Source organism: Kordia zhangzhouensis (assembly GCF_001005305.1).
GTDB classification, from domain to species: Bacteria; Bacteroidota; Bacteroidia; order Flavobacteriales; family Flavobacteriaceae; genus Kordia; species Kordia zhangzhouensis.
The window spans coordinates 1-22209 of sequence record NZ_LBMH01000019.1 but is presented as its reverse complement, the minus strand read 5'-3'; the positions used below and the strand labels follow the sequence as shown (position 1 = coordinate 22209).

Below are 22209 nucleotides of genomic sequence, written 5' to 3'. Positions count from 1 at the left end.
GCTACAAGGCACTTTTAGTATTTGTTTTGTAGCTTATTTTATTTTATAGATTTAAAAAGTAATCGTTCAAATTGATTTCGCGCGCTAAACTGATTTTTTTACGCAAACGATACCTTTTAATTTCTACACTTCGAACCGAAATATTTAATAATGGAGCTATTTCTTTTGAAGATAAGTTTAAGCGCAGGTATGCACATAAACGAAGATCATTGGCTGTTAATTTAGGATGTAGTTCTTTTACTTTTTTAAAGAAGTCTTTATCTGCATGATTGAAAGCTTCTTCAAAAAACTTCCAATCATCTGCGTTGTTAATATTCTTGTCAATCAAACGAATTACTGGAGTAACGCTTTGTTGTTCACTTTTTTGCTTTTTTAATTCTTGTTTGATACTATTCAGCGTTTCGTTCTTTTTAATCATATTCATGGTCGCAATTGCCAATTCACGATTTTTAGATTCAATATCGGTTTTTAGTTGTGTATTTTTAAGCTGAATGATTTCTTTTTGCGCTTCCAATTCTTTAACAGCTAATTCTCTTGTTTTGCGCTCTAATATGCGTTCTCTTTGTTTGCGGTAGTAGCGTTTGTAAAAGCCGTTTAAAGCAGTAAATAATAATGTTGTAAGGATTACATATAGTAAAATGGCAAGATTCGATAAGTACCATGGTCGGTTGATGTAAAACGTATAGCTTGCTATGCTTTCTGTTACTTCATTGTTAATGCGAGCTCTTACTTTAAACTTATAATCGCCATGTGGTAAATTTTCAAACGAAGCTGTAGATCGCGTACTCCAATCGCTCCATTCATCATATAACCCTTCTAATTGATATGAATATTCGGCTATTTTATATTTGTGATATGCAGGAATACTATACGTAAATGCTAAAAAACTTTCCTTTGCATGAAAATCACCTTCTTCAGTTAGTGAAACTTCCTTGGTATCTCCTGTAAGAGAACTGTTTGTTACCTTATTGATACGAATTTCATAAGCTTTGGGCTTAATTGCCGAAAGATCTATTGTAATGTACCCATTGGATGTTCCTAATATATATTTCTTTTGAGCAATATGAGAAATATTTTCGTACCCTTTCATTTCATCACGTAAAGTCTGCGGAATCGCAATACGATTTATTTTATAGTTTCCGTTTAACTTTGCTTTGGTAACATAATTGATATAATTGTCGGTAAACGCCCATAAATACCCAATATCATCTACTACCAAACGTCCAGAAGTATATGTGTCATTCTCGTATATAGAACTTAAAATACTATCTTTTTGAAAACTACTAGTTGCTTCATCATACCCATATATTCCATTTTTATTTGCTTGATAAATAATCCCATCAAATTGAATTAAACTCGTATTGGCACTTTTTTGAATTGTAGCATTGCGTTGGTACGCCGTTACTTTCGTATAATCATCTGTGAGTGTGAGTTCGTATACACCTTTATATTCATGGTTGACTAATATTTTAGACGCATTTACCCATTCAAAATGTTTTGAAGAAATATCATAGCCCTCTATTTTATGAGACAATTGCCACAAACCTTCTTTCTTTTCAAGTATGTATAGACCTTCATAATTTCCTTGTATCAACTGATGTTCTCTATTGGGAACTGTTTTAATATCCCAAGTTCCAGTGATCTCCGCAATTTTCTGAGCATTTCCATTTTCAATCAAAAACGTACCTGAATCATGTCCACAAAACAATGCTCCTTTAAGTGCACGTAAGCACCATACTTGCCCTTTGGTATGAGTTACAAAAGTAAAATCGGAAGTATTTTGAATTGGCTTATAAAATAATCCTTGATTGGTGCCTACATATATAGTATCGTTATGAATGATGGACGTGTATATTGTTCCCAAGCGTCCTGTTTGGTCTGCATAATAAGTAAACGGCTCTTTGGTATTGATACAATTGATTCCATTATCCAGTCCAACCCATACATTTCCTTCTTTATCCTCAAAAAGTGAGAGCACAGTATTATTTCCCAATCCACTCACTTGATCAATTCGGTACAACAATTTGCCCTCTGGAGAAATACAATAAATTCCTTTGGCAATAGTTCCTAACATGTAGTTTCCATCTCTTAACTGAATGCTTGTATATATACTTTTTTGATCCGTATATGTTTGATAAGGCATTTCAAGAGCAGTCAACCCACTATCATCTAATGTAAACCACCCGCTATTGCGAGTCACTACAATTTTCTGGTTTTCTTTGGCAAATAATCCTACAATGATGTTTTTTTGCAAGATAGCATTGCTACTAACCAATTTTTTTTCTCCATCTTCAATAGTGTACAACCCTTCATCCAATACTTGAAAAAACAACTCATCTCCTATTTTGAAAAGTTTTGTCAAGCTATGATTTGCTTCAATAATTTTGAAACTCTTTGTTTCTGTGTGGTAACTATAAATTCGATCCAAAGACTGAAAAAGCACCCATTTATCCACTTGAATAATTTCCCAAAACTGTTCGTCTTCAACCATCGAAACTTCCAGCAACTCACTTAAAGAAGTATATTCCAAACTTCCTTGTGCGTTTCGTTCCCAGTAGCCAAAATTCATGTAACAACCTGTATATATACGGTTTTCAATTACTTTAACTGAGCGCATAATGGTTTCGTTCGGCGAGTTGTACACACGCCATTGAGCACCATTGAATTCTAACAAGCCTTTATTGTTAGCAATATACATATAGGCATTCTCTGCCTGTGAGATCATCCAGTTCTGATTGTCTGCTTGGTAGGTTTTAGGTGTGTATTTGATGATCGGTGGTAATTCCTGTGCAAAGGAAATACTCAAACAACATATAAAAAGAATAAAACTATAATTCCGCAAGCGTTTTCAATTAAGGGTTCACGTAAATTTACTATTATTTTTTTATTTAAAATAATCCAGCCAATAGGTTCTATCAGGCAGTGTTTTTAGATAAAAAATGATTCCATATATTTTTCATTTTTATAAATACCTATGCATAAGGAGTGATTTGATAAAGATATTTACCTATTTTTAAAGCTCTTAATTCACAATTAAAATCGATACAAATGCCTCTTAAAGCTATTAAAATCCTCTTTTTGTTAGCTATCATAGTAGGGTTTACAACTACTAATGACAACAAAATAGGAGATGACATTTCTATTTCCAATAAGAAATATGTGCAACAAAACTGTTCAGATTGTTTTGGAAAAACAAAAGCGTATCAAACTGCAGTTTCACAATTTCAAGAGCTCAACACAAAAGAATATGCCAAACACGATTGGGAAATTACAAAAACCAAATTGTATGTAACCACTGGAAAAAGCATTAAAAACATTGCCTTTGGACTGATTAGTAAAACACCTTTAGGCAATATGGTAAAAGAAGGATTGGATCCTTGGACAGATTTTGTAATTGATGAAGCGGGCACTTATAAAAAAGCGTCTTTACGAGCAGAATTGCTAAAAAACATGGATGCAAATATTGATTTGTATTTACAAAAAACACAACTTGAAAGTGATGGACAAACTACCGATTTTTCACACGTAGCCACAGGCTTTCAACAATTTATTGCAGAAAGTGGCATTCGAAACGAAGATTATGTTGTATTAGGTAAAAAAGTAGATGATTTTGTGCTTTCTTATGTAAAAGAAAATGAAGCGAAGATCAAAGCTTCTATAGAAGATTACGAACAAAAGATTGCTCAGGTCAAACAACAAGGCGAAGCACAGCTAGAAGCGTATAAAACGCAAATGAATGCCAAAATTGAAGATACTGCCAATAATTTAAAGACTTCTATCAACTCTGTCAATACACTAGCTTTGGAAAACATGAAAGCTGTAGAGAAAATTGGAGAATCATTGCAAAAATTTGAAGTAAAAGTAGCTCAGGAGTTTGAAAAAGTAAATGCTGATATCTCCGAAATGCAACAAGAGATTAAAACGAATACGCAACTCATCAAAACAAATGAAGCTTATATCAAAGCCAATGCAAGCAATATTGTAGAGGTGCAAAAGCGCACGCATGAAAATAGAGAGCTTATTACGCAAAATGCCTACAAGATTGATGTAATTTCTGGTGTTCTTTATGAAAACTCAAATACTTCTGGCAAACTAAAACTTTTAAATGTGACCAAGTTCTATGAAGATCCTGTAAAAAATCAAGCTTTTATTGCCAAAGAACGTAGTCGTCTTTCCAACATCCAATCGGTAGAAAAAATACAGCGAGGCATGAGCTATGCTCGCGAAATGACAACACTCGCTACACACTTAGGGATGAGTGAAGAAGATGCCAAAAATGTAAACAAAGCTATCGAAATCAGTGATGTTATTCTACAAGGAGCGATGGCATACTACACAGGAAATCCGTTGCAAGGATTGCAGGCTGTAAACGGCGCATTAGGACTTATGTCGGGCAAAAGTGGGCAAGCCGATCCACAATTTGAAGCCATCATGGGCAAACTAAATCAAATCAGTGATCAATTGGTTGAAATCGACAAAAAAATTGTAGCACTTGATGAAAAGATTGTCAAACTATACAACTTAAATATCGAATTGCACAAAGAAACCATTAATCGATTCAATCAAATAGATTATAAACTAGACATCTTGACCGATCAGGTAGATTATATCATTCAAATACTCACGTCTGGTTGCGATCAAGTAGTGAATGCAAAAGATTATGAGTTGTTATGGGAAGGTATTCAAAAAGCAAAAAGTATTCAAGATCTCCGCGATCAGCATGACTTCTATCCTATTTTAAAGAAAGTACTATTATGTGTAGAATCGAATTTAGAAATTAGCAGTATTGATTCACGAACCTTCTTGCATTTCAATAAAGTAGACACCAACAATACCTGGGAATCTCAAATTCTATCACCTTTGCTTACATTATTGAACACGTATTACAACTCTGCTGAGCGCAAAGACATTTTTAGCGATGCCATTGAGTTCAGTCCGTTCAAAACAAATACGTTTTCCAATATTTACAACGAAGTAAGGCAAAAAAGAACACAACAAGGCATTGACAATATTTCTACAATTACCATGGCAAATATGAATCGATTGCTACATCCTAAAAGTATTGTACAGCTCAACTACTATTTAGATTTGCTCGAACCTTATTTTTACTTCGGAAATCACAGCCAAAACTACTATCCTTTTGAAAGTTCTCGTATTGAAAATATGCCTCCTGCCTTTTTTAGAGCTCGAAATCAAGTACTGGAAATTTGGTATCGTACCTTATTAAAAGACTGTCAGGTTGCTATTGCCCAACAAAACATTCTATCTGGCGCACCACTCATGAGTAAGTTTTATCACGAATTATCCACCAATGCCATTACTCCGCAAAGCGAAATGATTTATCGCTTATTAAATTCCGATAATTTATACTTACAGACCAATATAGCAACCAACATTTTACACACCGAATTGGCGGGAAACAGTGTGTTATTAAAAAAGCTACAAAGTGCACATTATAGCTCATTTGCAGAAGCGACAGCAACAATCAATGAGCTCAACAATTACATTAACGGTACATTTTATAAGCTTGCGGTTGTAGGAAGCGAAGAACAAGGATTTTCTACCTTATTAAAAATCACCACGAAAAGCATTCCTGGGTTGGAAAATTTACCTAGTGAACTTTACCTGCCAATTCAGACCATTGATGTAATTATGGAGAATAAAATGATGTACCCAAAAGTACTGGACGAATTGCATACTGCTAAAACCAAAATCATTGAAAAAATCATTGAGTATGATATCATGGAAAAAGCAGCTACACAAAATTACACCGAATTCAAAACGTTATTAAATTCACAAATACAATGAAAACACATACACTAACCACCACACTACTATTGGTAGTTTGTGTGGGTTTACTTTTGGTAAGCTTTCGCAAACCACAAAATGATGTATCTAGTATTGGCGAAGTAAAATATTCAATGCTGCCTCCAGATCTTTTTACTGAAACTCAAACGGGCACTTGGGTATTGCTTGATGGAAAACCGCTTTCGGAAGAAACGACACTATACAGCTTTTTAGAAGGAAAAATGCGACTAGACATACTTCCTAAACAACAAAACACATATATGCTTCCCAACGCTAAAGGGCGGTTTATACGTAGCATGAATATAAACGGACAAGGTGATGACCCTGAAACCCATCGAAAAGTAGGAAGTTATCAAAAAGACATGTTCCAAAAGCATACGCATGCCATTGGTATCTCTGTATCAGACAAAGCCGCAGGTTCTCAAATGGACAGACCTCGCTTCCCTGATTTTGCACAACCTGCTTCAAGAGCACCCTTTCAAACCAACAATCCGGCTAATGGAAACGCTGGAGAAGAAACCCGACCTAAAAATATTGCCTTATACACGTACATTAAAATAGCTAACTAACATATAACTTACACTTAATTATGAAATTTACAACAATGCATCTTTGCGTATTCGCAATAGGAATTCTTATTTTATTAGGGTTTTCAAGAAACCAATCCGACGATTACTATGAAATTGGAGATGTAAAATATTCAATACTTCCGCCTAACACCTTCAACAAAACTCAAAAAGGATCGTGGGTACTTTTGGATGGCAAGCCCATGGCAGAAGACCAAAAACTATATGCCCTTTTGGAACAAGAATTTCTCTTAGACAACTTTAAAGATGCAAATGGTGTATACACATTACCTGATGCACGTGGTAACTTTATCAGAAGTATGAATGTAAACGGGCAAGGAAACGATCCACAGGCAGGTCGTCTTGTTGGAAGCTATCAAGCAGATGCACTCAAAACGCATCAACACAGCTTACAAAATACCATATACAAACACGGGCGTTCTTTTAAAGGAGATAATGCCAAAGATCATGCACTTAAACATGCATATGGTTCGGTATGGGCACAACGTACCAATAATACAGGTGATGCTAATGAATCACGCCCAAAAAACATCACGCTTTATTGTTACATCAAAGTATCCAACTAGGATAAAATTGCTACTTTGCTACGATTCTCAATACAGCATGCTATCTTTGTAAAAAAATGTGTGTATGGAAGGTAAAGAATGGTTTCGTTTTGTGTATACCTTTTTAAAGGAAAAAAACTATACCGAAGAGACAGCTATCTATCTCAATTTGGCGTTCAATATCATTGTCATAGCGCTTGCTGCGTTTGTCATTGATTATATAGTACGTCGTTTGTTAATTGCTTTAGCCAACCGTGTTGCACCAAAAACGAAGAATCACTTTGACGATTTTTTGGTAAAAAACAAGCTTCCACAAAATATAGCACACCTAGTGCCTACTTTGTTAATAGAGCAAACCACTCCGTACCTTTTTATTGATTTTCCTGATTTTGAAAACAATTTTTTACTTGCGGTAGATGTGTTGGTCGTCATCCTAGTAATTCGTGTGATTCGAAGCATTCTCAATTCATTACGCGACTTTTTAAAAACACTCAATGCATTTAAAGACAAACCAATTGACAGTTACATACAAGTCTTTATGATTTTTGTATGGTCGGTTGGCGTCATTCTCATTTTCTCGCTACTTACCGGAAAATCAATCGTTACTTTTATCACCACCTTAGGAGCGTTATCGGCGGTTATCTTATTGATATTCAGAGATACCATTCTTGGTTTTGTAGCCAGTATTCAAGTAGCTGTTAATGACATGGTTCGCATTGGCGATTGGATTACAATGGAAAAATATGGTGCCGATGGCGACGTCATTGAAATCAACTTAGCCACCGTTAAAGTGCAAAATTTTGATAAAACCATTACCACCATTCCTACATATGCCTTAATCTCCGATTCATTTAAAAATTGGCGCGGCATGAACGATTCTGACGGAAGGCGTATCAAACGTTCCATCATTATCAAAGCCAAAAGCATTCATTACATTTCTCAAGAAGAGTTTACCTCTTTTTGTAAAATTCAACTCATTACCGATTATCTAGAGCAACGACAAAAAGACATAGATACACACAATTTAAAACACGCTATTGACAAATCTTTACTCATCAACGGGCGTAATTTGACCAATATTGGCATATTTAGAAAATATGTTGAATCCTACTTACAGCAACATTCTGCCATCAACAAAGACATGATGATTATGAGCAGACAATTGGCGCAAACACCGCAAGGAATTCCGCTAGAAATTTATGCGTTTAGCAAAGACAAAGTGTGGAAAAATTATGAATATATTATGAGTGATATTTTTGATCATTTATTGGCTGCGCTCCCGTATTTTAACTTAGAATTGTATGAGTTGAATGAAAATATAGGCTTCAACGCTACTCACACTACATAATTGTTCCTTTTTATTTGTAAAAAAAACAACGTGATGCCTGTGTAGGCAGGCATCTAAAATAGTTCCTAATACATTGCTCATTACGTGCGGAATACCTTCATAAAGTTCCCTATTCACTCCCAACCAATCTAGTGAAACTCTTTTCTAAACTCCATAGGCGACATTTCGGTTTTGGTTTTAAAGAGCTTGGTAAATGAGGCAGGACGTTCAAACCCTAAACTGTAAGCAATTTGACTTACGGTTTGCTGTGTGGTCGATAGTTTTTCTTTTGCTTTTTCAATTAATTTATCATGTATATGCTGTTGTGTGCTTTGCCCCGTAAGCGTTTTTAATAAACTGCTCAAATAGTTGGGCGACAAATGCAATTCGTTGGCTACATAATGTACCGTAGGCAACCCATTTTCAAGTGCATGCGCATCATTAAAATAATTGGTCAGCAAACGTTCTAGCTGTCCTAACACTTGATGATTACTTTTATTTCGGGTAATGAATTGTCGCTCATAAAAACGTTCTGCATAATGTAGCAACAGCTCTAACTGCGCTATAATAATTTTACTACTAAACTGATCTATCGTTGATTGATACTCTTTTTCAATATTCTGTAAAATCTCAATCATTTGTTGCTCTTCCTTTTCAGACAAAAACAACGCCTCATTTACCGTATACCCAAAAAACGGATACTGTTGTATATACGTTGCCAAATTGGTATTCCACAAAAAATCAGGGTGAATACACAACAAATATCCTGTGGGATTGTGATGTATGTTAGGGTTATTTACCAAACTCATCACTTGTTTCGGCGCAATAAAAGTCATGATACCTTCATCAAAATCATATGACTGTTGACCGTAAAACATTTTGTATGGAATATTTCGCTTTAAGCCAATCGTATAATAGTCTTGCATCCATTGTATGCTTTCAATAGTTGATGGATACTGTACTTCGCTATAATCTACCAAACTAATCAACGGATGCGCTGGTGCGGCAATATTCACAAATTTATGATAGTCAGTTATTTTCTTAAAATGCAGGCGGTTTTTCATAAATATCAAGTTGGGTAGTAAATTGCTTTGCTTTTATATGTCTGCTGCTCTGTTGTGTATATCCACTCACATTAAAGATACTTTATTTTTTATCTTTTAAAAAAGGGGTGATATTGATTTGAATCCTAAATAGCAAATTACTTTATTGACAAAGACTCGAACGAACAGTTAATCCTCAACATCACACCAGCATTCCGCCAGAAACTTCAATGCGTTGCCCGTTAATCCAACCTGCTTTATCAGAACACAAAAAAGCAACCACACCGCCAATATCTTCGGCTTCTCCTACTCTGCCCAATGCCGTAATACTAGAAATAATTTTACTTTTTTCTGCATCTTTATTGCTTCCATTGGCAAAATCGGTGGCAATGGCTCCTGGTGCTACTATATTTGCGGTAATCTTACGTTCTCCTAACTCTTTTGCTAAATAACGTGTAAATACTTCCATCCCGCCTTTCATTATAGCATAGGCAGACATACCCGGAAAACTAAACCGTGTTAACCCGCTAGAAATATTAATAATGCGCCCACTATCATTTAAAAAAGGCAACGCTGCTTGCGTTAAAAAATAACTACTTTTCAAGTGTACATTCAGCATTTCGTCAAATTGTGCTTCTGTAGTGTCTGCAATTTTATTAAACGTTCCTGTTCCTGCATTGTTTATCAAAAAGTCAAAATTTGGCGTACCATTTTCTTTCTGTAAATACTCCGTAGCTTGTTTAATAAATTGTTCCCCGCTTGTAGGATTGCTTGCATTAAAGGGAAATGCTATGGCTTTTGTTCCCAACGCTTCAATTTTGGAAATTACTTCATTGGCTTTGTCGGCATTGCTATGATAGGAAAAAATGATATGCACTCCCTTTTGTGCCAAATTGATTGCCATATCTCTTCCCAATCCACGGCTTCCCCCTGTAATAATTGCTGTTTTTGTATGCATCATTATTTTATTTTAAGTATGATACAAAATTGCAGCAATTACAAACGGTATACTTTTCCTAATCTATGGTTTTGTTGTCTAAATCTACGAAACGCTGTCGCTTTTGGGGTGTTTTGTTATTTGAAGTCACAGATTGCTTCTCCCCAATCAAGTTGGAGATCGCAATGACGTTTCGAATAGTTTCAATGTAACAAACTGTCATTCCACACTTCATGCGGAATCTACTTTAAAGTAGCTTGGATTCCTGTCTACGCAAGAATGATATTTGAAAACTTCTCAATACTCCATACTAACATCTCAAAACTAAGAAAACAACGCACGCAACTTCGCAAACACCTCATCGGCATACGCTTTATTAAACGGTACATATTTTTGAGCAAGTTCAATATTGGCAAGCGCCGCTTCTACTTGTGTTAGCGGAATCAATGCCGCATCCGCAACTTCTTCTACTTGTAGCTTTATGTGTAAGGGCCCATCGGGAATTTCGCAGGCGAAGATGGTAATAAACTCTCGATCTCGGTAATCGTCTGCATGTTGGTAATCAATTCGGAAACGCCCAATGTGTTGTAGTTTTTCCGCTTGTACCATGATACCTAACTCTTCTTCTGCTTCTCTAACAGCTGTCTGCGCAGCAGTTTCTCCCGCACTTATATGTCCCGCCACAGATACATCCCAACAATTCGGAAAGTTTGGTTTGCTCGCTGCCCGCAATTGCAAGACGACTTTCCCTGTTTTGGTATACAACCACAAATGGGTGGACGCATGAAAATGCCCGTAGCGATGTACTTCATGTTTGGGTAAGATTTCGCCGGTTGGGTGTCCATATTGGTCTAAGATATCGATAAGTTCCATGTTGCTAGGTATTAGGTTTTAGGGATTTGGGATTAGTGTTGTTGGTGGCTGGTTACTTGGTTTACTCTAATTTCTAGTTTCAAAAACTAAACTCGTAAACTTATAAACTGCCATTTGATGTTGAATATTGAATTGCTCTTTGAGAAAAACTCTTAACTCATAACTAAATACGTATAACTTCTTAGAAATATCATTACGAGTGATAGTGTGGTAATCTGTTTATCTTAGAGCACAATTACTATGTAAAGTCACAGATTGCTTCTCCCCAATCAAGTTGGAGATTACGATGACGATTCAAACTCTTTATCATTTTACATTTTTAGGTTTTTCACTTTAAATTTCCTAGTTCTTTTTCGCTTCATTCACTTTTTGTACAATGGCTTTCAGCCGTGCTTTGGTGGCTTCTTTTTCTTTTAGCAGCTTGTTCTTTTTGCGCTGCATCAGCTTAGCATGCTTCGCTTTGTTTTGGGTGTTTTTTTGTTTCCCTTTTTTGGGCATTGGGTTATAATGACATTTCTTCCTTAAAGGTAGTAATATTTAAAATCTTGATAGATTGAGAAATTTTATCTTTATTTTTTTCTTTCAACTCTTTTTCTACTTCTTGTAAAAGTTGAGTATCTATTATATTTACTAATAATACAGGAGTTACTTTTTTGTCTTTATAATCAGGTAGTTTTTTTATTCTTTGAATATCTTTTAATAGCTTTCCAAAATGTTTTTTAAGTTTACTTTTTAATTTATCTTTTGTAGTATTTATTTTATACATTTTTGTTTCTACAAAAACACTTTCTCCTTTGCGTAAATTAAACACACAATCAATTTCAATATCATTTGAAAATTGTGTGTTTGTTTTATACTTTTTATCATTCATTGCTAAAAGATTCAGTAAGGCATTTTGCAATAAGCCATCTTGTTCTCTTATAATTTCGTAAATCTCTGGATGCAGTTCATACGGCACAAAATACTTTACTTCCTGACTACAAGAAGGGCATTTCAGCTTTTCCAATTTATTTGGATTTAGTTTTAGTTGAAAAACTCCTCTATAAACTCCTGGATCACAATTGGTACATTCAATATGTGCATCTTCTGAACTCGCTTTAATTATTTTACTTTCATATAAATGATGAAACAGTACAATCCTAGATTCAAAACTGTCATCACTATGCAAAGAATTTACTAAAACCTGATTTGTTTCATATAATGCTTTGTACACTAAGTTTAAATACAGTTCTTTAATCACTTTTATAATCTCTAAGGATGTTATGATATTTTGTTCTGTTAATATTGAATTTTTCTTGTTGATTAATAGTTTCCCTTTTGTATAGTCGACTACTTCTGTTAACGTATTTAATTGATGCCCTATCAAATTATATTCTTTCAAAAATTCAATAATAGTATCTTCTCTTTCTTCTTCATTGAAAAAGAACCGAAAAATAGATAAAAGGGAAATAATAGGTCTATCTGAAAATCTTTTTTTAATTCTTTCTGCCAAATCCTGAATTTTCTCTCCAAAGAGTTCAAATAAAATTGGACCAAAATATTCCATCTTAGAAGCAATCATTTCTTTCATGAGTATATTATGATTGTCATTCCTATTTTTAATGGTGTCAATTGTAAAATTTTCATCGATTTCTACATTCGAAATAATAATTCTCGGTAAAGAATATCGAAAAGGTCTCCCTTCAACATCTATTGTTTTAGTGTCTAGTAATTCCTCTTTTGATAATAAAAACAAATTTCTACATGTTGGATTTTTCCAAAACTGATTGTAAAATTTTTTGATGATTATGCTCATAAGTGATTTGTGTTCTTTGTAAAGGAGAGTGATTGGTCAAAGGTTTTTCATTGCAAGTATTTAGAAATCTCCTCCAACTGTTCTATTAATTTACTAGCCAATTCATTTTTATGAATAAAGTACTTTTGCCATTTATCATTTGAATCTGGCTTTAAACTTGCCATAATTCTATACTTACCACTACTCAGCTTGATTCCATCTGCTATGACTGAAGAAGAAGGAATTAACAAGAGATTGTCTTCTAATTCTAGTGTTTCTGGGTTAAAAGCGGCTGCAACTATATAATAGCTGTAATGTGCTGGTTGCATTTTGATTGTTAAAATCAGTTTTCCTTGTTCAACTGCATTAAAGCGCGACTTTACTTGTATAAACAATACTTTAAATGTTCCTGCTTTATTGACAATAATATCAATTCCTTCTTTGTCTACAACTGGCTTGTATACACTTAAAAGTCCTTGCCCATATAATAAAATTAATTCTTTGATTCTATCTTCTACAATATCCCCTTTTTCAACCGAAGTAAGTCCAGATAAGTCCAATGTCTTTTTTGCCCTGATAAGTTTGGATGCTTGTGTAACATCATTTTCATAAGAAATTGCCACTTTACCATTTTCAATCTTTACAGAAACTATGGACTCTACGTCAATACCTTGTTTACGATACCATTCGGTTAATCCAAAAATTCGATTATAATCTACATTATAATTCAATTGTTTAGGCTTTCCATTAAGAACCACATTAATTGCTCCACTCACATCTGGCAACAATTCTTGTGCTTTAGAAGGTACATACATAAAACCTAGTCGCTTTTCAACTCCAATAATTTTTCGTTCGTATTTCATAGGCTATTATTTTTCGTCCTTAATCTTCATTATTTTTTCTTTAAAATCAGGATCTTTCATTAACTTTAGAATCAACTCTCCTTCTTCTTCATCTTTAGTTATCGATTTAATTTTTAATTTTATATTCTCTTTAGGTTTAATATTAGCACGAATAGCTAGTTCATCTTTATTTGAAATAAAAGGATCATAAAGCTTATGAAAGGTCTTTCCGACTGCACCTTGAAACATAAATAAATTAGGGCGCATTTCTATTTTCTTGCTATTTTTAAGTATATGTTTTGTTGCAATTCCTGGATAAGGATCAATATAAAAAATATTATTTATTCCAAGTTGGAAAGCTTTTTTTGAACATAATTCACATGGGCTTGCTGTTGTAAATAAATTTCCGTTTTTCAGACCCTGACCTCCATATTTAGAAATTTGTAGCATCGCATTTTCTTCTGCATGTAATGATCTTGTGTGTACTTGATTTTTTTCTCCTTCAAATGCATTATGGTAAGTTTTGAAACAAAATGAACAATGTCTACCTCCCAAATTATTCACATCAAAATCATCAAACTCTTTAGTAATTTTGGTTTTAAATGTTTCATTGTCAGCATAAGCCCCATCTTCTCCTTTTTCAAAATCGCTAAAGTGATCTGAATTCTTACCATTTATCAGGTCATTAGCACTACGCAAATTACATGGTACTTGGAATCTAGGAATATCATTCCAACCTACTGACTTTATGGAATAACTCTCATCTGTAACTACCGCTCCTACTTGTCTAGAAATACATCCTGAATTTGCTTTTGCATTAAAAGCGACTTGCATCGATCTCTCAAATGCTGTTGGAGTTATAATCCCAGGTTGATGAATTAAAGCTATGAGTTTGGCTACCTGAGGAATAAGAGATAATTTATCATAATTCTCTATTTCATTTATTATTTTATCTATATTTTCATTTTGTTTATCAAGCACTTGATTTTTTCCTTTAGCCTCAGCTTTTCCTAAAATAAGTTTTGAATAAAAAATATGATAATCACTTTTTTGAATACAATTTTCTATATCTGGCGAATAAAATTCTCCTTTATTTACTTCTCCACCTTTATATTCGGCATCATTTAACACTAACATATCAGTTAATATGCTCTCTTTATAGTCATCAAAATAGATTCCTTGAAGTTTGCTTCTCAAATAAAACTTTCTTTCTAGCTCTGATTTATTCGTAGAAATGGTGTAAAAAGCTGAGTATTTCTCTTTAAAGTACATTAGCTCTAAAGAATTCTTTAAGGAATCAATTACAATTTTTGTATATTCATTATTCGATTTCCAGTTTTTTATTAATCGATTAATAGTCTCTGCAATCGTATAGATATTCTCCATTTTTGCATTGGAAAAGTCATTAGAATCTACGCTTCCAAAGGCTCTTAAATTATTTGCTAAATCATGTGTAAGTCTAGTTCTCTTAGTTACATCGATTTTATTTAACAAGCTGTAAAATTCTGATGCAGTATTTTCAAACTTATTAAAGAAGTATGAGTGAAATTTTTTACATGACTTCTTATCTTTCAAACATTCAAATAATGAATCACACGTTAAACTTTCATTTTGGTAGTCATACCAATCAGGCTCTTTCTCTAAAAAATCTCTTATTTTTTCAGCTGAACCATCATTTATATCAAATCTATTTTTAAAGTCTATTTTATGAGAAGTCCCATTTTGATGAATTATTTTTATTATTTCTTCAATGCTCTCTTCTTTAGTTTTTGTTTTGTGTATTGCTTCATAAAACAAATGAAATAATAAGACATTTTTATAATCAATAATCTTAAAACTTCTCCAATTATCTTCATGTTTTAAATAATTAATACACACATTTAATTTTAATTGGTCAGTATTGGAAGTTTTTTCAACTAATAATGACTCTAAGGAATTAGTGAAATTTTCACTTGACAAAAGTTTAGCAACTTCAGAGCAACCTGCACCTATCTTTCCTGTAATTCCAATAATTGTAAAATCCTTTCTAAGAGAGTATAATTTTTTCATTTATAATTTAGTATTTCAATTTTAGATTCAAAACTTATCAAAACCAATTACATTTTCCTTACGGTTTCCCGCAATACCTTTGCGCATGTCTATACCCTAAAAGTAAGAAAAAAGCTCATAGTATTAGTTTTCCTTCAACGCTTTTCTGTATTTTTGATATGAGTTGTGTGTAAAACGAACTAGCATTTCGACAAGTCTTAATATTGAGCCAAGTCGAAATGCTCAGTATAAAAACGAATTAACAAAAATCTCAATACGCACTACTAACATCTCACTACTAATTTTCCTATATTTACCACATGGAAGTACGACTCAGCCAAGCACAAAAAATACAAATACTCAATGCGCACGATGTATATAGCGTGATGCAACAAATACTACTACGTCAAAACAAAATACGCCGCGCCCAAGAACACTTTTGGGTAGTAGGACTCAAAAATGACAATACCATCCTATTTGTAGAGCTTATTTCTATTGGTGCGCAAAACTATGTCAACGTGTCACCACCCGATGTATTCCGTATGGGCATTTACAAACTTGCGGTACGGATGATATTGGTACACAACCACCCAAGTGGCAACCTACGCCCTTCTGCTAACGACAAAACCCTGACGGACAAACTCCTAAAGATTGGCGAACTCATAAACATTGAAGTGATAGACCATTTAATTATTTCCGAAAGTGGCTTTACCAGCTTTAGAGAAAAAGGCATTATGCAACAACTCAAAGAAAGCGGACTCTATAAAGTAGTAAGCCGCGAAAGTGAGCAAATGAAGGAACTACAGCTAAAGTTTGAAAAGGAGAAAGCTGTGAAAGAGGAATTGATGAAGACAGCACGCAGGATGAAAGAAAAAGGTTATGACAACCAAACCATTAAAGAGTTGACAGGTTTGTATATTCGGGATATTAAGCAGGCTTGATTATGAGCGTTTAAATTTATTGAATCCTTTCTATTGATGTTGAATTAGCTTCTGCTCCCATTTGAAAAGTTGTTTCTTTTTCCTGTAACTTATGATTTTCTATATCGCTCTCAATAGAAATATATTTCCCATATACCCAAACTTCATTTCGTTGTTTTATAGAGTTTATAAAATCGTGTACACAATTTAATGAACCAAAAGCAATAAACGAAAATACTGCTATCAATAGTATTGCTAATTCATTATAGTTAAGAAGCGTTCCTAAGTCAGTAACTCCCATTTGGTAATACATGAATACATTAAAACTTATATATATACTTCCTAACATGAAACGTACTATAAAATATAAACGTCTAAATCGTCTTTTGAGCTTTTTATGTAGTGCCTCTTTCTTTTCAATAAGTTCTTTGAGTTTTCTGTGCCTATGTGCTAAACTCAATGATGATTTCGATTGCTTTTTTTCTTCAGTTTTTACTAAATCAACAGTCCCTAAAGAACCTACATAGATTACTATTGCAAAAACTATAAAAAGCCCAATTACAATCCAACCCCACCAATCTTCTTCCTGTATTTCTTCTTTAAATTCTTCCATAACTTTCTATTTTACTCCTGCACCGTTATCTGCCCATTCTTGAGCATAAGTATAAACCAATTACACTTGTTTATTAGTGTTTATATTGATTCTGTTTTTATCTACAAATCTTTATTTTTGTTACTCCTTCTACCTTAAATTTAAAAATGACTTTGTCATTGATCTATTTTATCACAGTAATAAATTCTCCAATTACCTTTAGATTTTCATATTCATTTAGCTCTAAAACAATATCCTCAAAATTTAAATCATACGACATCGGTTTTAAAATTATTGAAGTATGTTCCCAATTGTTATCTTTTTCAGCTTTTTCACTGTAATATTGTTTTACTGTATACTCAGATCCAAAATCAGAATCTTGAATGTCGTGATGTTGTACTAAAACTATTTTACCATTTCTAGTGCCGCCCGTATATTCTTTGAATAAGCACAATGAACCATTAGGTATTTTTTTATTCATTGATTCTCCTTCTACTCTACAAATAAAGTATCCTTCTTTGACAGTTATGTGATGAGGTAGCTCAATCCAATGCATTTCAGATAGTTTTTGTAATTCGCTGAAATCTCCTGCAGCCGCAATAATATCATAATATGGTACGGCGTTAACATAGGGTATTACATCTTCAAAGGACAAAGTCCTTAAACTTAAGTCATCACTTTTCTTGTAGGATTTTATGTGCTTTTTTAAATAATTTCTAAGGTTCTCATTACATGCATATATAAATGTTCCTCTAATGCCTCTATATAATATTGTTTTATAAATATTAATGATATAGGACCTTAGGTCAGGTACACTATCTACTCCCTTTTTTCCATTGATATCAAAGTATTTTTCTTTGTTTATTTCTATTTCATTTGTCTCTTCGTTATAGTCTATTTCTTCTCCAAATATAATTCCTGAGTAATTTAGGTCATACCCTTGTGTTGTATGGATACATCCTACTTCTTTAAATGCATTTTCCGAATTAATCCAATCTTCCTGTACCGAGTTCCATTTAAACTTTAATCCATCAAGTTCAATATCATAAACACTTTCCTCAGGCTTAGGTTTAAGTTTAGGGTTAGACAACCATGGCCAAGCATATCCTGCTATTAATCTACATAGCTTATATTTATCCTCTCTTATGCTTAATTCAGTATACAAGTCTTTTAGTGAATCAAATGCTAACAATTCGTAATCATCTGATAAAAATATTTCTTTGGTATCAAGTTTATTAGTTAAAAGTTTATCAACAAAAGAGATATAATCTCTTCCTCCCAAAACTCTCATTTGAGATGTTAATTTTATTTTAGGAACTTCTTCATCTTTTAAAAATTTTTCAAAACTAACAGCTTCAATATCTGAAGGCTTAACAGATTGAGCCAAATCATAAAAGAAAATCTGGTTTGTGCTGTTCGCAATAATCCAATCCAATTCAGTTCCTTCATCACCTAATCCTAGTTTATGATTATTTTTTCTAAAGGTTCCCATCCAACCTATATTCTTATATTGTCTTAATCTATGTGCTTCGTCTACAATTAGTAAATCATAAGATTTTTTGAAAGTATCCGAAGGACTGATAACCATTGATGATTTTAATCCTGGAGTTTTTCTAAAAACTTTTTTTAAAGTTTTTCTCAAAGATGTCATTGCTACTACAATAGCAATTTCTTTTTTAGGATATTTAGTTTGGAAAGTTTCTATTAGGCGCAACTCTTCAATTTCACGCTCATTTAAATCATTTCTATTTATTTCATTGACATCAGAGATGAGTAGTTTTATTAAATAAGTGGCAAGTATGGTTTTCCCTGTTCCAGCACTTCCAGTAACAAAAATTTGTCTTGCCTTATTATGATTTATAGTATTAATTATTTCTAATACAGAATTATATTGATCTTCATTTAAAGATTTATAAGGAGAATATTTAAATAACTCCGAGTTTTCAATTTGTTCTAATGATTTAGTTACGATTTTATTTTCAACTAACTTATTCCATATCTCTTTAAATATGTTCTTATACAAATCTTGTTGATAATAATTGTGATGAATCAAACCAAAATTACTATTCTGCAACTGATAAGTTTCCTCCGCAGATATATATTGAATAAGTTTAGATTCTATATCTAACGTTGCAGATTTATTAAATTTATCAGATCCAATTATTGACACTTGATTGAAAAACTTTGATTTTTTTTCATTCCCTAAGTGATTCCTTATTCTTCTATAAAAGTTTGTTGATTCACCAACATATGCGGTTTTTTTGGTTGGGTTTTCTAAAAAATAAACTAGTGGCCACTTGTTAGCTACCCAAATATTTTTATCTATATCTACTAAAGATTCTCTTGCGAAATTATATTTTTTAGAAATATCTATTGATAAGTCAAAGACTGAATTCATAGTTCATTATACTTTTTGGCAGTTCCTTTTGCTTTAGAAACTGGGTATTTTTCCGCATTTTTTTTGATTTTATCTAGAATAATGTCATAAATATTTAAATCATGTTTTTCTGCCAGCAAAAAAGTGAAAGAAAGAATATCTGCAATTTCATCCTTAAGTTTTTGCATATCTACATTTTCAGACTCTTCTACTTTCTTCCAAAGAAAAAGTTCATTTAATTCAGCGGCTTCTATAACAATAGCTGAGGCTAGATTTTTTGAATCGTGAAATTGTTCCCAATCACGTTCATCTCTAAATTTTATTAAAGCTTCTATCACCTTTTCGTAATTATCCATAGCTTTCAGTTTCCTTCTGTTTAAATGACTTATATTTTCGTAAAGCTAAATATAAATTAAAAATATTATTAAAAACTTCACAGAAACTAGTTAAATTCTACCTAAAAACAATACCTAGTTCCTATAAAGTTTTAATTTTTTAGTAAAAAAAAAAGCCTTTGATTGTACATAGACTATCTTAATTATATTATTATGTAAGTCCAAATTGACTAATCTCATAATCTATAATACCTCCATTAATCTTTTTCTGTTGTTCCTTAAAAATAGATGTAAAGATATTGGTTTGTGTATCCCAAGAAGCTGTTTTTAACGAAAGGTACGTGTAACCTAACTGAATTAAATGGAGTATAGAAGGTATTTTCACTCTAGAGTCTTCGTTAAATATCATAGTAGCAATCGTATGTTATAAATTGTAATATATAGTAGTGTTACACTGAATTAAAAATTACATATAGTGGAAAACTAATTCTTACATTCTCAAATATAGAAAAACAATTGCTGTTTTTCCCTTCCGAGTTATAATAAAACAATACTACGTCATAAAAAGAAACAAGAGTTACGGAAACCCGTAAGCATACAACATAAAAAAACCACCCAACCCGCTTGTATAAAAAACGGAATGGATGGTTTTTTCAATATGCTAATTTAATCATATACCAATGTCCTAATGACAATAGTTAAAGCTAGACAGATTTTCATTATTTACTGTACACTGCTCTGTTCAATCGATTAATTTGCCAAATTGAAAGTTGGCGCTCACACCAACCACATGTACACTAGAGGTTAAGGTATTTAATTCTTTCCATTGAATTTCAAAGTTTACGGTTGGCTTTCCCTCTTTGTCTTTAAAACTAACGGGAATTCCTAGTTTCCAATTGGTTTTATCATAAGTTCCTAGGTTAAACTCCAGTGCTGGACTGAACCCAATACTATTATTAAAAAAGAAGATAGCAGGTTCGATCAGTACAGAAGTTGTAAAAAATTGATCGTACTCCGTAATATATCCATCCGTACTATCTGTAATAATTGTAACTCCATTAGCACCCATAGCAGTCGTTTGGAAAGGTTTGGTGGATACGTTATTTACCAAAATAGTATTGTTATTCTTCCAGCTTACTTGCCCTTTAATGAAGATGGACAATCCTGACGAAAACATCCACATGGTATTTCCTGTATACGTAGCATTGAAGGCATAAAATTTTCTGGTATCTAGCGCCGTTGCAATATCTGGTGTTGTTTTATAACTATTCTCTCCAAATGGCGCATATACCTCCAAAGAGTGCCAATGATCCCATAAATATCTATAGAACTCATTCTTTTCTATATAAGCAATCTCCTCTTTTGCCATTTGTATATACAGTTCTTGCTTCTTTTTATTTACATCTTCAAAAGCAAGTGATGCACTTTTACTAAGCTCGTTTGATATGGTATCATATTTTACATCCAACACTTGTTGATACGCACGAACAGCGCTTTTACGATAATCTCCCTTTGATTCATAATTTATGATACCGTTACCTATAAGGGTTAGTTTTAGCGTTGCCCCTATATTGTCTTCCAAAAAATCTCCATCATTATACACTGTTGCAAATTTATTGTTTGCATTTACTTTAACACCGGCACTCAATATCCATGTGAGCTTTTTAGTTATATCATCTCCCCTATTTTCAAAGTTTGCACCAATAGCTAAGGAGTTATCATCTGCATCCAATGAGGCATAAAACTTAGTAATAGATAAGTCATTAGAGCCTCCAAACACAGTTCCTACCTTATTTGCAAATAGAATGTTAAGCATTGCATCATTAAATAATTTTTTGTCACCATTTTTATCTACTTTTATATCTGCAAAATAATCATCCGTAGGGTTGATTGCTTGCTGACTAAAGGAATTCATACACATACATCCAAAGATGATGATAGGTAGCTTTTGAGTAAATGTTTTCATGATCAGTAGTTTTATTGTTAGTTATTGTGTTATTATAAAATTATTGTATATCAAAGACATATGAATACGGAAAGCCGCAAGCGCCCTTTGTAAAAGTTTACTACACCGGTGTAAATGTATGTTCTGTATGGTTACAACACCATCCCTTTAGTTAGGTATTTTTATAGATTCTTTATAGAAAAAAAAACGCACTTCGACTCCGCTCAGTGCTCTACAGTCAGTACTCTATGCTCAGTACTTGGTTACCTGTTTGAT

The 22209-nt window shown here is 33.1% G+C and carries 18 protein-coding genes; 5 read left to right on the top strand and 13 right to left on the bottom strand.

Features of this window, described 5'->3' with window-relative positions:
- Positions 1 to 43: 43 nt before the first annotated feature.
- Entirely contained in the window at positions 44 to 2806 is a 2763-nt protein-coding gene (locus AA088_RS17240) for a triple tyrosine motif-containing protein (RefSeq protein ID WP_241483432.1), read from the bottom strand.
- Positions 2807 to 3078: 272 nt separating this feature from the next.
- Between AA088_RS17240 and AA088_RS17235 the strand changes: the two genes are divergently transcribed.
- The 4 genes from AA088_RS17235 to AA088_RS17220 all read left to right on the top strand — a co-directional run bounded on the left by AA088_RS17235 (position 3079) and on the right by AA088_RS17220 (position 8288).
- The gene (locus tag AA088_RS17235) at positions 3079 to 5808 is read left to right on the top strand and encodes a hypothetical protein (RefSeq protein ID WP_157547339.1); all 2730 of its coding nucleotides are present in this window, start codon (positions 3079 to 3081) and stop codon (positions 5806 to 5808) included.
- The gene (locus AA088_RS17230) at positions 5805 to 6377 is read left to right on the top strand and encodes a hypothetical protein (RefSeq protein WP_046746291.1); all 573 of its coding nucleotides are present in this window, start codon (positions 5805 to 5807) and stop codon (positions 6375 to 6377) included. Before AA088_RS17235 ends, AA088_RS17230 begins: the two co-directional genes overlap by 4 nt.
- A 20-nt stretch (positions 6378 to 6397) precedes the next feature.
- Positions 6398 to 6961 carry a hypothetical protein gene (locus tag AA088_RS17225; protein WP_046746290.1) on the top strand — a complete coding sequence of 188 codons (564 nt, stop codon included), beginning with the start codon at positions 6398 to 6400 and terminating at the stop codon, positions 6959 to 6961.
- A 64-nt stretch (positions 6962 to 7025) separates the two neighbouring features.
- Positions 7026 to 8288, top strand: coding sequence for a mechanosensitive ion channel family protein (locus AA088_RS17220; protein ID WP_046746289.1), 1263 nt, complete (start codon positions 7026 to 7028; stop codon positions 8286 to 8288).
- 128 nt (positions 8289 to 8416) lie between these two features.
- On the opposite strand, the gene AA088_RS17215 is transcribed toward AA088_RS17220, so the two are convergent.
- From AA088_RS17215 to AA088_RS18755, 7 genes are all read right to left on the bottom strand, one after another.
- Positions 8417 to 9331 carry a helix-turn-helix domain-containing protein gene (locus AA088_RS17215; RefSeq protein WP_046746288.1) on the bottom strand — a complete coding sequence of 305 codons (915 nt, stop codon included), beginning with the start codon at positions 9329 to 9331 and terminating at the stop codon, positions 8417 to 8419.
- A 181-nt stretch (positions 9332 to 9512) separates the two neighbouring features.
- Complete coding sequence (locus AA088_RS17210) at positions 9513 to 10268, bottom strand: SDR family NAD(P)-dependent oxidoreductase (protein WP_046746297.1); 756 nt, start codon at positions 10266 to 10268, stop codon at positions 9513 to 9515.
- Between the two features lie 303 nt (positions 10269 to 10571).
- Complete coding sequence (locus tag AA088_RS17205; protein WP_046746287.1) at positions 10572 to 11120, bottom strand: NUDIX hydrolase; 549 nt, start codon at positions 11118 to 11120, stop codon at positions 10572 to 10574.
- A gap of 342 nt (positions 11121 to 11462) precedes the next feature.
- Complete coding sequence (locus AA088_RS18645) at positions 11463 to 11618, bottom strand: hypothetical protein (RefSeq protein ID WP_164484243.1); 156 nt, start codon at positions 11616 to 11618, stop codon at positions 11463 to 11465.
- A gap of 4 nt (positions 11619 to 11622) precedes the next feature.
- On the bottom strand, positions 11623 to 12690 hold the full coding sequence (locus tag AA088_RS17200) for a hypothetical protein (RefSeq protein ID WP_157547337.1): 1068 nt from the start codon (positions 12688 to 12690) through the stop codon (positions 11623 to 11625).
- Between the two features lie 272 nt (positions 12691 to 12962).
- Positions 12963 to 13757, bottom strand: coding sequence for a hypothetical protein (locus tag AA088_RS17195; RefSeq protein WP_046746285.1), 795 nt, complete (start codon positions 13755 to 13757; stop codon positions 12963 to 12965).
- A 6-nt stretch (positions 13758 to 13763) separates the two neighbouring features.
- Positions 13764 to 15785, bottom strand: coding sequence for a hypothetical protein (locus tag AA088_RS18755; protein ID WP_064972178.1), 2022 nt, complete (start codon positions 15783 to 15785; stop codon positions 13764 to 13766).
- Between the two features lie 299 nt (positions 15786 to 16084).
- Here AA088_RS18755 and AA088_RS17185 point away from each other — a divergent pair, with 299 nt between their 5' ends.
- Positions 16085 to 16705: a JAB domain-containing protein gene (locus tag AA088_RS17185; protein WP_046746284.1), complete on the top strand. Its 621-nt coding sequence runs from the start codon at positions 16085 to 16087 to the stop codon at positions 16703 to 16705.
- Between the two features lie 16 nt (positions 16706 to 16721).
- Here AA088_RS17185 and AA088_RS17180 read toward each other — a convergent pair whose 3' ends face one another.
- The 5 genes from AA088_RS17180 to AA088_RS17160 all read right to left on the bottom strand — a co-directional run bounded on the left by AA088_RS17180 (position 16722) and on the right by AA088_RS17160 (position 21954).
- Positions 16722 to 17297: a hypothetical protein gene (locus AA088_RS17180; protein WP_046746283.1), complete on the bottom strand. Its 576-nt coding sequence runs from the start codon at positions 17295 to 17297 to the stop codon at positions 16722 to 16724.
- A gap of 163 nt (positions 17298 to 17460) precedes the next feature.
- A complete protein-coding gene (locus tag AA088_RS17175) occupies positions 17461 to 19674 on the bottom strand; it encodes a DNA/RNA helicase domain-containing protein (protein WP_046746282.1) in 2214 nt (737 codons plus the stop codon).
- Positions 19671 to 20009: a nucleotide pyrophosphohydrolase gene (locus tag AA088_RS17170; RefSeq protein WP_046746281.1), complete on the bottom strand. Its 339-nt coding sequence runs from the start codon at positions 20007 to 20009 to the stop codon at positions 19671 to 19673. The genes AA088_RS17175 and AA088_RS17170 overlap by 4 nt, the downstream gene beginning before the upstream one ends.
- Positions 20010 to 20199: 190 nt before the next feature.
- Entirely contained in the window at positions 20200 to 20397 is a 198-nt protein-coding gene (locus tag AA088_RS17165) for a hypothetical protein (RefSeq protein WP_046746280.1), read from the bottom strand.
- Between the two features lie 333 nt (positions 20398 to 20730).
- The gene (locus AA088_RS17160) at positions 20731 to 21954 is read right to left on the bottom strand and encodes a hypothetical protein (RefSeq protein WP_046746279.1); all 1224 of its coding nucleotides are present in this window, start codon (positions 21952 to 21954) and stop codon (positions 20731 to 20733) included.
- Positions 21955 to 22209: the final 255 nt, after the last annotated feature.